A 15207-nucleotide genomic window follows, 5' to 3' on the forward strand; every position below is an offset into this window, starting at 1 on the left:
CGCCTGGAGAACACGCATGGCATCCCTGCTGCTGAACCGCCGCGATCTCGAATTCCTGCTGTACGAATGGCTCGACGTGTGCGCGCTCACGGACCGGGAGCGGTACGCGGACCACTCGCGCGAGACGTTCGACGCGGCGATCGACCTCAGCGAGCAGATCGCGACGCGTCACTTCGCCCCGCACAACAAGAAGAACGACACCCACGAGCCGACCTTCGACGGGGAGCGGGTGCACATCATCCCGGAGGTGAAGGAGGCGCTCCGGGTCTTCGGCGATTCGGGGCTCATCGCGAGCACCATGGACTACGACGTGGGCGGCGGGCAGCTGCCGTCGGTGGTCGCGGACGCGTGCTTCGCCTGGTTCCAGGCGGCGAACATCGGCACGGCCGCGTACCCGTTCCTCACCATGGCCAATGCCAACCTGCTTCTCGCGCACGGCTCGAAGGAGCAGGTCGACACGTATGTGCGGCCCATGCTGGCGGGCCGCTTCACCGGCACGATGTGTCTCTCGGAGCCGCAGGCTGGGTCGTCGCTGGCCGATGTGCGGACGCGGGCCGAGCGTCGGGACGACGGGACGTACCGCCTCTTCGGGAACAAGATGTGGATCTCCGGCGGCGAGCACGAGCTGTCGGAGAACATCGTGCATCTCGTGCTGGCCAGGACGCCGGACGGGCCGCCCGGTGTGAAGGGTCTTTCCCTGTTCATCGTGCCCAAGGTCTTGGTGGGCGAGGACAGTTCGCTGGGCGAGCGCAACGACGTGGTCCTGGCGGGCCTCAACCACAAGATGGGTTACCGGGGCACGACGAACACCCTGCTCAACTTCGGTGAGGGCGCCCATCGGCCGGGCGGCGCGCCGGGCGCCGTCGGGTACCTCGTCGGCGAGGAGAACCGCGGGCTCGCCTACATGTTCCACATGATGAACGAGGCCCGCATCGGCGTCGGCCTGGGCGCCACCGCCCTCGGCTACACCGGCTATCTGCACTCCCTCGACTACGCCCGCACCCGCCCGCAGGGCCGCCCCGTCACGGCCAAGGACCCGGCGGCTCCCCAGGTCCCGATTCTCGCCCACGCCGACGTCCGCAGGATGCTCCTGGCCCAGAAGGCTTACGTGGAGGGGGCGTTGGCGCTCACGCTGTACTGCGGCCGGCTGCTCGACGAGCAGCGCACCGGCACGACACCCGAGGACCGGGACGCCGCGCGGCTGCTGCTCGACGTCCTCACCCCGATCGCCAAAAGCTGGCCGTCGCAGTGGTGCCTGGAGGCCAACAGCCTCGCCATTCAGGTGCACGGCGGCTACGGCTACACGCGCGAGTACGACGTCGAGCAGTTCTACCGCGACAACCGCCTCAACCCCATTCACGAGGGCACGCACGGCATCCACGGGCTCGACCTCCTCGGCCGCAAGGTCGTCATGGACGGCGGGGCCGGGCTGCGGCTGCTCGTGGAGCGGATCTCGGTGACGACCGCCCGCGCGGCCGAGGCGGGCGGCGAGGCGGCCGAGTTCGGCGCCCGGCTCGACGCGTCGGTGCGCCGCGCGGTCGCCGTGACCCAGCGCCTGTGGTCGACCGGCGATCCGGAGACCGCCCTCGCCAACGCGAGCGTCTACCTCGAAGCCGTCGGGCATGTCGTCGTCGCCTGGATGTGGCTGGAGCAGCTGCTCGCCGCGGCGCCGGGCACCGAGCCCGTGCACGAGGGCAAGCGCGGCGCCTGCCGGTACTTCTTCCGGCACGAACTACCGCGTACCGAGGCGCAGTTCAGCCTGCTCGATTCCCTGGACCGTACCGCCGTCGACCTCGCGGACGACGCGTTCTGACGCACCTGCGCCGACGAGAACTACGCTGACCGGCGAGCCCACCCGAAAGGTGCCCCGTGAACCCCTCCGAGAGCAAGGCCGAGGCGAACGCCAACCCCCGTAAGAACAGCCTCTACGGCGGCCTCTCCGACGAGCTGTCGGCCCTGATGCGCACCGGCTGGGCCGACACCGAGCGGCGTGACGTGCGGCCCACCGAGCAGGCGCCGTACGCCGCGCGTCGCCGTGCGGCCCTGTCCGTCATGTTCCCGGGCGAGCGCCTGATCGTCCCGTCCGGCAAGCTCAAGGTCCGCTCGAACGACAGCCACTACCCGTTCCGTCCATACTCGGCCTACGTGCACCTGACGGGTGATCAAGCTCGTGACAGCGCAGCCGTGTTCGAGCCTCGCGAGGGCGGCGACGGCCACGACATCCACCTGTATCTGCTCCCCCGGGACAGCCGCGACACCGATGAGTTCTGGACCGGCATGACGTCCGAGCTGTGGATGGGCCGGCGCCGCAGCCTCGCCGAGTCCGAACTGCTCCTCGGCCTGCCCTGCCGCGACATCCGCGACGCCGCCGCCGAACTCTCGGCCACCCCCGGGACCCCCACCCGTATCGTCCGCGGCCACGACCCGGCGCTCGAAGCCGCGGTGACGACGGACGCTGAGCGCGACGCCGAACTCGAAGAGGCGCTGTCCGGGCTGCGTCTGGTCAAGGACGACTGGGAGATCGGCGAACTGTGCAAGGCCGTCGACTCCACCGTGCGCGGATTCACCGATGTCGTAAGGGAGTTGGCGACGGCGATCGCGACGTCGGAGCGCTGGATCGAGGGCACCTTCTTCCGCCGCGCCCGCCTCGAAGGGAACGCCGTCGGCTACGGCTCGATCTGCGCGGCCGGCGCGCACGCCACGATCATGCACTGGGAGCAGAACGACGGCCCGGTACGCCCCGGCGAACTCCTGCTCCTCGACGCGGGCGTGGAGACGCACACCCTCTACACCGCGGACGTGACCCGCACCCTCCCGATCAGCGGCACGTTCGCCCCGCTCCAGCGCCAGATCTACGACGCGGTGTACGAGGCCCAGGAGGCCGGGATCGCGGCGGTGAAGCCCGGTGCTGCGTACCGCGACTTCCATGACGCGGCGCAACGGTACATGGCGGGCAAGCTGGTCGAGTGGGGCCTGCTGGAGGGCGATCCGGAACGGGTCTTCGAGCTGGGGCTCCAGCGGCGCTTCACCATGGCGGGCACGGGTCACATGCTGGGACTCGACGTCCACGACTGCGCGGCCGCGCGCACGGAGACGTATGTGGGCGGCGTCCTGGAGCCCGGCATGGTGCTGACGGTGGAGCCAGGACTGTACTTCCAGCCGGACGACTTGACGGTGCCCGAGGAGTATCGCGGCATCGGTGTACGGATCGAGGACGACATCCTGGTCACGGCCGACGGTACGGAGAATCTGTCGGCGGGGCTGCCGCGTTCGGCCGACGAGGTCGAGGCGTGGATGGCCTCGCCGGCAGGCGCGTGAGCCTGTAAACCCCGAGGGGGTCCGGCCGTGTCAACGGCCGGACCCCCTCGGGTCGTTCAGGGCTGTGCCGCCCGGGGCGGTCAGACCTTCCGGAGCGGGAAGGTCGGGTACTCGACGCCGGAGACGTGCTGGACGACGCGGATGACCTGGCACGAGTAGCCGAACTCGTTGTCGTACCACAGGTAGAGGATCGCGTTGTCGCCGTCGACCTTGGTGGCACCGGCGTCGACGATGGACGCGTGGCGCGAGCCGACGAAGTCCATGGAGACGGCGTCGGGCGCGTTGGTGAAGTCGATCTGGCGCTTGAGCGGCGAGTGCAGCGAGACGTCGCGCAGGTAGTCGAGGACTTCCTCGCGGTTGGTCTCACGGCCGAGGCGCAGGCTGAGGATGGCGATCGAGACGTCCGGGACGGGGACGCGGATCGAGCTGCCGGTGATGGGGGCCTTGAGGTCGGGCAGGGCCTTCGCGACGGCGGAGGCGGCACCGGTCTCGGTGATGACCATGTTCAGCGGCGCGCTGCGGCCACGACGGTCGGCCTTGTGGTAGTTGTCCAGCAGGTTCTGGTCGTTCGTGAACGAGTGGACGGTCTCCACGTGACCACGCAGGACGCCGTACTCGTCGTCCATGGCCTTGAGCGGCGGGACGATGGCGTTGGTGGTGCAGGAGGCGCAGGACAGGATCTGCTCGTCCGGCTTGATCATGTCGTGGTTGACGCCGTGGACGATGTTCGGGACGTCGCCCTTGCCCGGAGCGGTCAGGACGACCTTCTCGATACCGGGGCGCAGGTGCTGCGAGAGGCCCTCGCGGTCACGCCACTTGCCGGTGTTGTCGATCAGGATGGCGTCGTTGATGCCGTGCGCCGTGTAGTCGATCTCCGACGGGTCGTTCGCGTAGATGACCTTGATCTCGTTGCCGTTGGCGACGATGGTGCCGTTCGCCTCGTCGACGGTGATCGTGCCCTGGAACTGACCGTGGATCGAGTCGCGGCGCAGGAGCGCGGCGCGCTTCGTGAGGTCCTGGTCGCCACCGCCGCGGACGACGATCGCGCGCAGGCGCAGACCGTTGCCGGAGCCGGCCTTCTCGATGAGGAGGCGGGCGACGAGGCGGCCGATGCGGCCGAAGCCGTAGAGGACGACGTCGCGGCCGTCGCGGCGCTCGATCTTGTTCTCGCCCGTGGCGCCGGAGACGGCCTCGGCGGTGAACGCCTCGATGGACAGACCGCGGTCGTCGGCGCGGTACGACTCGGCGAGGATGCCGATGTCGATCTGCGAGGGGCCGAGGTCCAGCGAGGCGAGCGCCTGGAGGAACGGCATCGTCTCGGTGACCGAGAGCTCCTCGCCGACGATCTGGCGGGCGAAGCGGTGCGTCTTGAGGATGCTCACGACCGACTTGTTCACCAAGGAGCGGCTGTGGATCAGGACCGTGACGTCACGCTCCCGGTGCATCTTCCCGATGATCGGAATCATCGACTCCGCGATCTCCTCGCGGTTCATCCAGTCAGTGAACGTGTCGTCTTTGGCAGTCACAGGTTCGTCTTTCGAGCTAGGCGGCGCTCATATGCTAACGCGCCGCAACTTTGATCGTTCAAATGGGCCGACCGCTCCGGAGCCCCCCGGCCCCTCCCCGGGAACACGGCGGGACACAATCGGCACACCCGCGCCGATACCGGCACCGACACCGCCAGAGTCACGCGCAACCGTCACACTGCGTGATATTAGACCACCCGTCAGTGCCTTCATATTTGTGGCGATTCTGTGGACCTTTGCAGGCCAGAGCCGATAACTCGGACGAGAACGCCCATCTCACTCGGGGGACTTTACCCAACGCGTGATAACACATAGTGACCAGACCCGAAGGAGACGACGACACATCATGGGAATCTTCAGCCGTCGCCAGTCCGCGACTCTCGAGCCGACGTCGGCTGCCGGCCCTCATACGCCCTTCCCTCAGAGCTCCGCACAGAGTGACGAACTCAACCCCGCGCTGCGTGCCCTGACCGGTCACTGGACCATCGACCGTCCCCACAGCCGCATAGGTTTCTCCGTCCGGCACGCGATGGTCACGACGGTCCGCGGTGCCTTCCTCGACTACGACAGCTCGATGTACTTCGACGGCGCCCGGCCGTCGGCGTCGCGCGCCGAGATCGTCATCCGGATCGGCAGCGTCGACACGGGCGTGGAGCAGCGGGACGCGCACCTCGTCAGCGCCGACTTCTTCGACGCGCGCCAGCACCCGGAGATGTCGTTCCGCAGCACCTCCACCGCCCACGCGGGCGGTGAGACGTTCCTCATGGCGGGCGACCTGACGATCCGCGGCGTGACCCGTCCCGTCGAGCTGCAGCTCGACTACCTGGGCTCGGTCGTCGACCCCTTCGGCTACGAGCGCGCCGGCTTCGACGGCACGACCACGATCGACCGCAAGGACTGGGGCCTGGTCTACAACCAGCGCCTCGAGGCCGGCGGCGCGATGGTGAGCGAGAAGGTCCGTCTGCAGTTCGACATCTCCGCGATCCGGGCCACGGCGGCGGAGTAGTAGTACGCGGATCCGCCCCCGGCTCAGGCGGATCCGCTCCCGCCTCAGTCCGCGGCGGTCGCCTTCGGCTCGGGAACGTCCTGCTCCGGGTGCGGGTACGACGGCTGGACGCGCAGGGGGCGGGCTGCCCAGCGGGGCAGGATCCAGTTCCACGGGCCGAACAGGGACACCAGGGACGGGACGAGCAGCATCCGCACGATCGTCGCGTCCAGCAGGATGCCGATGCCGAGCCCGGTGGCCAGGGTCTTGAGGTCGGTCCCCGGTCCCGAGGCGAGGGCGGCGAAGGCCAGGAAGAGGATGAGGGCGGCGCTGGTGACGAGCCGGCCGGTGCGGCCGATGCCCTCGATGACGGCGCCGTTCGTGGACCGCCCGGCGTCGTGCTCCTCCCTGATGCGGGACAGGATGAACACCTCGTAGTCCATCGAGAGCCCGAACAGGAACGCGAAGACCATGAGGGGGATCCAGAACGTGATGGCCCCCGTCGCAGCGATGCCGAAGATCGCGTTCGAGCCGTGGCCGTTCTGCCAGAAGATCACCATCACGCCGAGCGTCGCCGCGAGCGAGACCAGATTCAGCAGCACCGCCTTGAGCGGCAGGAGCAATGACCGGAAAGCGCGCGCCAGCAGTACGTAGGTGAGCAGCGCGATGATCGTGAGCATCAGCGGGAAGTTGCCGTAGACCGCGTTCAGGAAGTCGATCTGCGCGGCGCCGATGCCGGCGACTCCGACGACTCCCGGCAGTCCGTCCGCGACGCTCTTGACCCGTTTGACGACGTCGACGCTCTTCGAGTTCACCGTCTCGCTGTCGGGGATGACGACGACGATGCTCTGGCCGCCCCGGTTGCCGGCGGGTCCGGAGGCGATGACGGCCCCGCTCACCCCGCCGACCTTCGCGAGGCGGGCGGCGGTCGACGGCGCCTGGCCGGTACTGACCAGGACCTCCATCGGCGTCAGCGCACCGGTCGGGACCCCGCCGCGCTCCAGCGTCTTGAGCGTCTCGTACGCGGGTCCGCTCTTGGCCAGTGACGCCGAGGACGCGAGGCCGATCTTGATGCCGAAGAAGACGCCGATGAGGGCGAAGAGCGCGGCGAGCGCGGTGATCGCCGCGATCCAGCGGTGCCGTACCACTCCCGCGGTCCACCGGCTCCAGGCGCGGCTCGCCCGGTTCTCGTGACGGATCTTCGGCCAGTCGACGCGGGGGCCGATGCCGCCGAGGATCGCGGGCGTCAGCGTGAGCGTCGTCGTGACGCTGGCGAGCGGGATGAGCGCGCCGCCGTAGCCCATGCTGCGCATGAACGGGACCGGCAGGACGACGAGCGCGAGCAGACCGATGGCCACCGTCACACCGCTGAACACGACGGCGTGCCCGGCCCGTTCCATCGCGACGACGACGGCCTCGTGGTTGTCCCGGCCGCGGTCACGCTCCTCCCGCCAGCGCGTGACGAAGAGGAGCGAGTAGTCGATCGCGACGCCGAGGCCGATCAGGGCGACTAGGTACTGCACGATGAACGACACATTCGTCGCGTACGTGATGGGCAGCAGCATCACGAACGTGGCGAGGATCGACACCGCGGCCACCACCAGCGGCAGCAGGGCGAGGAAGGACGCGAACACGAAGGCGAGCACAGCGAGGGCTCCGGCCGCGCCGAGGAAGGTCTCCCCCAGCACGCCCGGCCCACCGGTGCCCTTGCCTCCCGACGCCAGCACGTCATGGCCCGTCACGCCGATCGTCGCGCCGGGCGGGGCGGCGTGCTGCCCCACCATGCGGACCGGATCGGTCAACAGGTGCTGCTTCGGCGACGGGTTGAAGCGGTAGAAGACGAGCGCGTACGCGGTGCGGTCATCCTTCGTACGGAACGCCTTGTCCCCGGTGTTGGCCTCGTCGATCACGCGCAGCCCCGGGACCGCTCCCCCGATCGCCGTGAACACCCCGGCGACCTGGGCCTCATGGCCGGTGATGGTCTGCCCGGGGGGCATCGTGACGGTGACGAGGTACGGGCTGGTGTTGCCGCCGCTGCCGAAGGTGCTCTCGATCTTGTGCGCCGTCACCGTGCCCGGCTGACCCGGCAGCGAGAAGTCGATGGTCAGACGGTTCGTCGTGTGCCCGGCGAGCAGCGCGCCGGCGATGAGCACGATCCCCCAGAACGCCACAACCGCCTTGCGATGCCGCAGAACGAACTCGGCCCACCGCCGCATTTCGGGCCTCCCACAAGCCGTCGGGTTGCGCGAGTCTATCCGTTTCGAGACTTTCGTCACCGCTTAGGCGGATCAGCCCTGTTCGGACCACTCAGGTGGCGGCGCCCGCGGGCTACGGCCCGAGCGACGTACGCCATCCGCACCTGCTGAACTCCCGAGCACAGGCAAATACCGGGTGGCAATTCCACTTCCCCGTACGACAATTCCGAATGGTCGTACCGTCAGAAATGGGCCCTTGCCACGGAATCGTCAGCCGCGCGCATCCGAGGGTCCCCCGTACGCCGCATCCTCCGTAACCCCTTCACTCCATGGGCCGTTTTCATGCAATACCCCGCTGACGACCCATGGAAATGCATTGCCACGGTTCAGTGTGATCATCCCCGTCTATGAGGTGCAGGCATATCTTCACGAATGCCTGGAATCCGTCCTGGAACAGCCGTTCACGGATTTCGAGCTGATCGCGGTCGACGACTGTTCCCCGGATGCCAGTGGAACGATCGTCGACGAGTTCGCGGCCCGTGACCCGCGGGTGCGCGTCGTGCATCTGGCGGAGAACGTCGGTCTGGGCCGGGCCCGTAACGCCGGTCTCGAACGCGCCACCGGCGATTATGTGATCTTCCTGGACAGCGACGATTCCCTGGCCCCCGACGCGCTGCGCGCCATCTCGGACCGGCTCAAGAACACCGGCGGCCCCGATGTCCTGGTCTACGACTACGTACGGTCGTACTGGACCGGTGACACCGCCCCCAATCCCGTCACGGCCCACCTCGCCGAGAGGGGGCCCGCGTCATTCAGCCTCGACGACAGGCCGGGCCTGCTGAGGGTGCTGCACGTCGTCTGGAACAAGGCATATCGACGTGAGTTCCTGGAGCGGGCCGGCTTCACTTTCGCTCCCGGTTACTACGAGGACGTCTCCTGGACCTATCCGGTACTGGTGACCGCCGAGTCGATCGCGGTGCTCGACCGGGTCTGCGTGCGATACCGCCAGCGCAGAAAAGGCGCGATCACCTGCTCCCCGGGGCAGCGGCATTTCGAGATCTTCGGTCAGTACGACCGGGTCTTCGCCTACTTGACCGCGCACCCCGAAACGGCACGCTGGCGGCCCCTCGTGTTCCGCCGGATGATCGACCACTTCAGCACGGTGTTCACGGCGCCCGACCGGCTGCCGCGTCGCAGCCGCGCGGCGTTCCTGCGCCGGGCCCGGACCTACTGCCGCCGCTACCACTGCCCGGGCGCGACTCCCCGTATCCGCACCCGAGTCCGGCACGGACTCGTACGGCTGGGCGCGCACCGCAGCTACCGGGCCCTGCACTCGGCGCGGGCCCTGCAACGACGCGTCCACCGCGCCGCCTCGGCCACCCATCGTGCGGTCAGGGCGGCCATGCTCCAGCTCCACTACCGCGTGCAGCGGCTCCTTCCGCTGCGCGAGCACGACGCCGTGTTCTCCGCCTACTGGGGCCGTGGCTACGGCTGCAACCCGGCGGCCGTCGAGGCGAAGGTCCGCGAACTCGCGCCGCACATCCGCACCGCCTGGATCGCCGACCCCGCGCACCACCACACGGTCCCGCCGGGCACCCGCCGCCTCACCCCCGGTACAGCCGCGTACTGGACGGCCCTGGCCCGCTCCAAGTACCTCGTCAACAACGTCAACTTCGACCGCCGGCTCGTCAAAGGCCGGGGCCAGGTGTTCCTCCAGACCCAGCACGGCACCCCGCTCAAGCGCATGGGACTCGACCTCGTCCACCGGCCGTCCGCCGTGGGCGACACCGACGTCCGGCGAATGCTCGCCAACTGCGACAAGTGGGACTACGTCCTGTCGGCGAACCGCCACTCCACCCTCGTCTGGGAACGGGTCTACCCCGCCGGCTACACCACGCTCGAGTACGGCTATCCGCGCAACGACGTCTATCAGAGCGCGACCGCCAAGGACGTGGCCCGGCTGCGTGAGTCCCTGGGCATCCCCCGGGACTCGGTCGCGATCCTGTACGCCCCCACGCACCGGGACTACCACCGCGACCAGCGCCACGCCGTCGACCTGGAACGGATGCTCCGCGCACTCGGTCCCGGCTTCATGGTGCTCACCCGCGCCCACCACCTGTCTTCGGCCGTGCCGGTGGGCGCGGACTCGTCCCGCCTCGTGGACGTCTCGGACCACCCCAGCGTCGAATCCCTCTGCCTGGCCAGCGACGTCCTGGTCACGGACTACTCCTCGCTGATGTTCGACTACGCCAACCTGGACCGCCCGATCGTCGTGTACGCGGACGACCGGGAGGCCTACGAGGCGACCCGCGGCACCTACTTCGACGTCCGGGACTTCCCGCCCGGCGCCGTCGCCACCGGCGAGAACGAACTCATCGACATCTTCGCCACCGGGGAGTGGCACGGGCCGCGCTCCGCCCGGCTGCGGGCCGCGTTCCGCGAGCGCTTCTGCCCGCACGACGACGGGGGCGCCGCCGAGCGGGTCGTACGGCACGTCCTCCTCGGGGAGCCGGCGGTGCGGCCGCGTGCGGTGCCGTTGGAGGAGAGGCGGCCGGCGGCCGCGCCGCCGCGGCATGAACCGGAATCGAGCGTGACGCTGCCCACGAGCGCCGTCTGAACACCCGTCAAAGGAGAGTGTGTTGCCCCGCTTCAGTGTTGTCGTTCCGGCCCACGACGGTCCGGGTCGGCTGCCCGACTGTCTGGACTCGGTGCTCGGCCAGGCCTTCGCCGACTTCGAGCTGATCGCCGTCGTCGGCGACCCGGACGGGCTGTGCGCGTCGATCGTGGCGTCTCGCGCGGAGCGCGATCCACGGGTCAGGGTGGCGCACTCGCCGGCGGGCGACGGACTGCCGGGCGCGCGGAACGCCGGGACGGCGGTCGCCGGGGGCGAGTTCCTGCTCTTCCTCGACGGCGACGACACGCTGGTGCCCGGGGCGCTGGGAATCCTCGACGCGCGGCTCGCGGAGTCCGGCGAGCCCGATCTGCTGCTCTTCGACCACGAGCGGGTGCACTGGTTCAGCGGCGGCACGGGACCGACGCTCGGCAGGCTGTGGGAGGACGCCCCGGCGGGGACCTTCTCGGTGGATCAGCACCCCGCGCTGCCCGACGTCTGGGTGCCCGCGTGGAGCGCGGCCTATCGGCGCGACTTCGTGACCCGGCGCCAACTCACCTTCGTACCAGGCATGTTCACCGACACGGTGTGGAGCGTGGTCACCACTCTCCAGGCCGAGCGGATCGCGGTGCTCGACCGGATCTGCGTACGCCACATGGTGCGCCGCCAGGGCAGCCGGAACCACCTGCCGGGGCTCCACCACATGGACCTGCTCGACCAGTTCGACCTGGTGATGCGCCGGGCCGGCGAGCTGAAGCCGGACCCGGCTCTGCTCGGCAGGGTCTTCGACCAGCTGGTGGGCGGAGTGCTCAAGACGGCGGCGACCCCGGGGCGACTGCCCAGCCGGGCGGCGCGGCGGCATTTCTTCCGGCGGGCCACCCGGCTCTACCGCGTGCACCGCCCTGCGGACAGCCGACGGCCGGGCGGCAGCGTGGGGCTCCAGCACGCGGTGCTGGCCTCCGGCTCCTACGCGGCGTTCAGCGCGCTGCGCGGCACGAAGGCCCGGGCGGGCAGGGTGGCCCGGTTCGTCGGACGGTGCCTCAGGTGGCTGCGGAAGCGGAGCGGCAACCCGTACCGGGCGTATCTCAGGCGGCCGGTCGACGAGAACCTGGCCGTCTACTCCTCGTACTGGGGCCGCGGCTACACCTGCAATCCCGCCGCCATCCACGCGGCGGCGCGGCGCCTGGCCCCGCACATCAAGTCCGTGTTCCTGGTGGCCGAGGGCCATACGGGGCCGATGCCCGACGACGTGGAGAGCGTGGTGATCGGCAGCGCCCGCTACTGGCAGGTCATGGCCACCGCCAAGTACACCTTCAACAACGTCAACTTCGAGATGGCGGTGAAGAAGCGCCCCGGCACGATCCATGTGCAGACCCAGCACGGCACACCGCTCAAGCGCATGGGTGTGGACCTGGTGGAGTACCCGGCGGCGGCCGCCGCGACCGGTCCGCTCGGCAAGCTGTTGCAGCGCGTGGACCGCTGGGACTTCAACATCTCCTCCAACCACCACTCCACCGAGGTCTGGGACCGGGCCTACCCGGGGACGTACGAGAGTCTGGACGTCGGTTATCCGCGCAACGACGCGTTCTACACGTCGACGGGCGAGGACGTCGCCGCGATCCGGCGCCGCCTCGGCGTCCCCGAGGACCGGATCGCCGTGCTGTACGCGCCGACCCACCGCGACTACCGCACGGACTTCCTCCCCCAGCTCGACCTCGCCGCGTTCTGCCGGGCGCTCGGCGACGAGTTCGTCGTGCTGCTGCGGGCCCACCACTCCTACGAGGGGTCGGCGGGCCTCGAAGGGATGCTGCGGTCGGGTGCGCTGATCGACGTGACGGAGCACCTCTCACCCGAGGAGGTGTGCCTCGCCTCGGACGCCCTGATCACGGACTACTCGTCGGTGATGTTCGACTACGCCAACCTGGACCGCCCGGTCGTCGTGTACGCCGACGACTGGGACATCTACCGGGAGACACGCGGCGTGTACTTCGACCTGCTCGCCACACCGCCGGGTCCCGTGGCCCGTACGCAGGAGGACCTGGCGCGGATCTTCCGCAGCGGTGAGTGGCAGGGCAGGACATCGGCCCGGCTGCGTCACGCGTTCCGCCGGCGGTTCTGCGAGTTCGACGACGGGCTGGCCGCCGAGCGGGTCGTGCGCCGGGTGCTGCTCGGCGAGCCGGCCGGGGCCCTGCCGCCGGTCGTTCCGCTGGCCGAGCGCGCCCCGGCCCCGGCCGCCGTCCGCGCCCTGCACGACTGACCCCGTCCCCCACGTCAACGTCCCCTACCTCAACGTCCCCTACGACAACGGAAGAGCCCGTGCCTCGTTTCAGCGTCATCGTCCCCGTCTACCGGGTCCAGGGCTACCTGCGTGAATGCCTCGACTCGGTCCTGACCCAGTCCTGTACCGACGTCGAGGTCATCGCGGTCGACGACTGCTCCCCCGACCACTGCGGCGCGATCCTCGACGAGTACGCGGCGCGCGACAGCCGGGTCAGGGCGGTGCACCTGCCGGAAAACGTCGGTCTCGGCCGGGCACGCAACGCGGGCGTCACGCACGCGACGGGTGACTATCTGCTCTTCCTCGACAGCGACGACCGCTACACGCCCGGGACGCTGCGGGCGATCGACGAGCGTCTCACCGTCACCGACGACCCGGACATCCTCGTGTTCGACCATGTGCGCACACACTGGTGGGGCCGTGGCGGCCGGAGCATGACGGCGGACCTGCTCGCCTCCGCAGGCACGGACACCTTCGACATCAAGAGCAGTCCCCAGTATCTGCACCTGTTCCTGGTGGCGTGGAACAAGGCGTACCGCCGCGACTTCTTCACCGGCCACGGATTCACGTACCAGCCGGGCCTGTACGAGGACGCCCCGATCACCTACCAGGCGCTGCTGTCCGCCCGCCGCATCGCGTGCCTCGACCGGGTGTGTGTCGAGTATCTGCAGCGCAGGCGTGGTGCGATCACCCGCACACCGGGACGCAAGCACTTCGACATCTTCGCGCAGTACGCGGGGCTGTTCGCGTTTCTCGACGAGCACCCGGAGCTGCGCGAGTCGAGGCCGCTCCTGTTCGAGCGGATGATCAACCACTTCCTGGCGACGATGCCTCTCACCGAGCGCGTGCTGCCCGAGGACCGGTCCGCCTTCTACCGGGAGACGGTGGACTTCTACCGGCGCCACAAGCCGGACAGTTTCACGGCGCCGGACGACGCCTACCGCGCGCAGTGGCGTCTGATGGGCTCCCCGTACCCCGTGTTCCAGGCATACGCGCTGGCCGAACGCCTCGGCCGCGTGTCCGTGCGCAAGAAGCGCGTGCTGGGCAAGGTGGCCGCCGGGCAGGTCAAGCGCGTGTATGCCGGGGCCGAGCGCCTGCGCCGGCTCGATCCGAACCTCGCCGTGTACTCGGCCAACTGGCACCGCGGTTTTCTCGGCGACCCGGCGGCCATCTATGACGCGGCCCGGCTGGTGGCCCCGCACATCGACGCGGTGTGGGTGGTCCGGCCGGAAGCCGTGGACCAGCTGCCCAGCGGCATCGACTACGTCACCCCGGACAGCCCGCGCTACCACCGGGTGACGAGCCGGGCCACGTACTTCGTCAACAACGTCGACTGGACTCTCAACCTGGTGAAGCGCCCGGGGCAGGTCCATGTCCACACCCACGAGGGCACGCCCCTCGGGCACATGGGCGTCGATCTGCTCAGCCGTCCGGCCGCCAAGCACGGCGTCAACCTCCGTGCACAGCTGAGGCGTTCGGACCGCTGGGACTTCAGCCTGGTCTCCAGCCCGTACGCGCAGCAGATCTGGGACCGCGCCTATCCATGTCACTTCACCTCGCTGCCGACCGGCGCCCCGCGCAACGACGTGCTGGTGAAGGGCGACCGGATGCGGACGGTCTCGCTGCGCAGAAGGCTCGGTGTCCCGGACGGCAACACCGTGGTGCTCTACGCCCCGACCCGGCGCGACCACCGCAAGTCCTACGTCCCACGGATCGACCTGGAACAGCTCGCGCGCGGGCTCGGGCCGGGCGTCACGCTGCTCGTGCGGCTGCACCCGAGGGACGCGCAGGCCGCATTCCGCGGCCTGGAGCTGCGTGACCTCCAGCGGCGGGGGCTGCTCCTCGACGTCACCGACGAGCCCTCGGCCATGGACATGATGCTCGTCTCCGACGCCCTGGTGACCGACTACTCGTCCCTGATGTTCGACTACGCCACCACGGACCGCCCGATCATCGTCCACGGCGACGACTGGGCGGCCTACCGGGCGGCGCGCGGCGTCTACTTCGACGTACTGGCCGAGCCGCCGGGTCATGTCACGAGCAGCACCGAGGAGTTGACGGAGCTGTTCGCCTCCGGGGCGTGGCAGGACGCGCGCTCGGCGGCTCTGCGGGCCGACTTCCGGCGACGGTTCTGTGTGTACGACGACGGGCACGCGGCGGCACGGGTGGTGTCCATGGTCATGCTCGGCCGGGAGTACCCCGCGTCGGTCATTCCGCAGCAGGACGCGCGGCAGCTGCTCGGGGACGCGCACTCCGCGCTTCCGGACGGCACCCGCTGACCGTGCGTACGCCTC

At 69.6% G+C, this 15207-nt stretch carries 8 protein-coding genes; 6 read left to right on the forward strand and 2 right to left on the reverse strand.

Translation table 11 applies throughout. The features are described 5' to 3' along the window. Positions 1 to 16: 16 nt before the first annotated feature. Together ABZ893_RS01780 and ABZ893_RS01785 are read left to right on the forward strand one after the other, a co-directional pair. The gene (locus tag ABZ893_RS01780; protein ID WP_361395087.1) at positions 17 to 1813 is read left to right on the forward strand and encodes an acyl-CoA dehydrogenase; all 1797 of its coding nucleotides are present in this window, start codon (positions 17 to 19) and stop codon (positions 1811 to 1813) included. A 146-nt stretch (positions 1814 to 1959) separates the two neighbouring features. Beyond that, positions 1960 to 3318, forward strand: a complete 1359-nt coding sequence (locus ABZ893_RS01785; RefSeq protein ID WP_361396063.1) for an aminopeptidase P family protein — start codon at positions 1960 to 1962, stop codon at positions 3316 to 3318. Between the two features lie 80 nt (positions 3319 to 3398). On the opposite strand, the gene ABZ893_RS01790 is transcribed toward ABZ893_RS01785, so the two are convergent. Then, positions 3399 to 4844 (reverse strand): glyceraldehyde-3-phosphate dehydrogenase, encoded by a 1446-nt coding sequence (locus ABZ893_RS01790; protein ID WP_361395090.1) that lies wholly within the window; start codon positions 4842 to 4844, stop codon positions 3399 to 3401. Between the two features lie 346 nt (positions 4845 to 5190). Here ABZ893_RS01790 and ABZ893_RS01795 point away from each other — a divergent pair, with 346 nt between their 5' ends. Then, complete coding sequence (locus ABZ893_RS01795; RefSeq protein ID WP_361395093.1) at positions 5191 to 5850, forward strand: YceI family protein; 660 nt, start codon at positions 5191 to 5193, stop codon at positions 5848 to 5850. 44 nt (positions 5851 to 5894) lie between these two features. Here the strand turns inward: ABZ893_RS01795 and ABZ893_RS01800 are convergent, their stop codons facing one another. Further along, positions 5895 to 8045, reverse strand: coding sequence for an MMPL family transporter (locus ABZ893_RS01800; protein ID WP_361395096.1), 2151 nt, complete (start codon positions 8043 to 8045; stop codon positions 5895 to 5897). A 355-nt stretch (positions 8046 to 8400) separates the two neighbouring features. Here ABZ893_RS01800 and ABZ893_RS01805 point away from each other — a divergent pair, with 355 nt between their 5' ends. From ABZ893_RS01805 to ABZ893_RS01815, 3 genes are read left to right on the forward strand one after another with little or no spacing between them, the layout of a single operon-like run. Next, positions 8401 to 10641, forward strand: coding sequence for a bifunctional glycosyltransferase family 2 protein/CDP-glycerol:glycerophosphate glycerophosphotransferase (locus ABZ893_RS01805; protein ID WP_361395099.1), 2241 nt, complete (start codon positions 8401 to 8403; stop codon positions 10639 to 10641). Positions 10642 to 10663: 22 nt separating this feature from the next. Then, complete coding sequence (locus ABZ893_RS01810) at positions 10664 to 12892, forward strand: CDP-glycerol glycerophosphotransferase family protein (RefSeq protein WP_361395102.1); 2229 nt, start codon at positions 10664 to 10666, stop codon at positions 12890 to 12892. A 59-nt stretch (positions 12893 to 12951) separates the two neighbouring features. After that, the gene (locus ABZ893_RS01815) at positions 12952 to 15192 is read left to right on the forward strand and encodes a bifunctional glycosyltransferase family 2 protein/CDP-glycerol:glycerophosphate glycerophosphotransferase (protein WP_361395105.1); all 2241 of its coding nucleotides are present in this window, start codon (positions 12952 to 12954) and stop codon (positions 15190 to 15192) included. Positions 15193 to 15207 lie beyond the last annotated feature (15 nt).

Origin of the sequence: Streptomyces sp. NPDC046821, assembly GCF_040645335.1 — a bacterium.
In the GTDB taxonomy this organism is placed as follows: Bacteria; Actinomycetota; Actinomycetes; order Streptomycetales; family Streptomycetaceae; genus Streptomyces.

What these genes read in the sequence shown, in the direction of transcription:
- ABZ893_RS01780 (WP_361395087.1), top strand. Translation starts at nt 17, where the DNA reads ATGGCATCCCTGCTGCTGAACCGCCGCGATCTCGAATTCCTGCTGTAC.
- ABZ893_RS01785 (WP_361396063.1), top strand. Translation starts at nt 1,960, where the DNA reads ATGCGCACCGGCTGGGCCGACACCGAGCGGCGTGACGTGCGGCCCACC.
- ABZ893_RS01795 (WP_361395093.1), top strand. Translation starts at nt 5,191, where the DNA reads ATGGGAATCTTCAGCCGTCGCCAGTCCGCGACTCTCGAGCCGACGTCG.
- ABZ893_RS01800 (WP_361395096.1), bottom strand. Translation starts at nt 8,045, where the DNA reads ATGCGGCGGTGGGCCGAGTTCGTTCTGCGGCATCGCAAGGCGGTTGTG.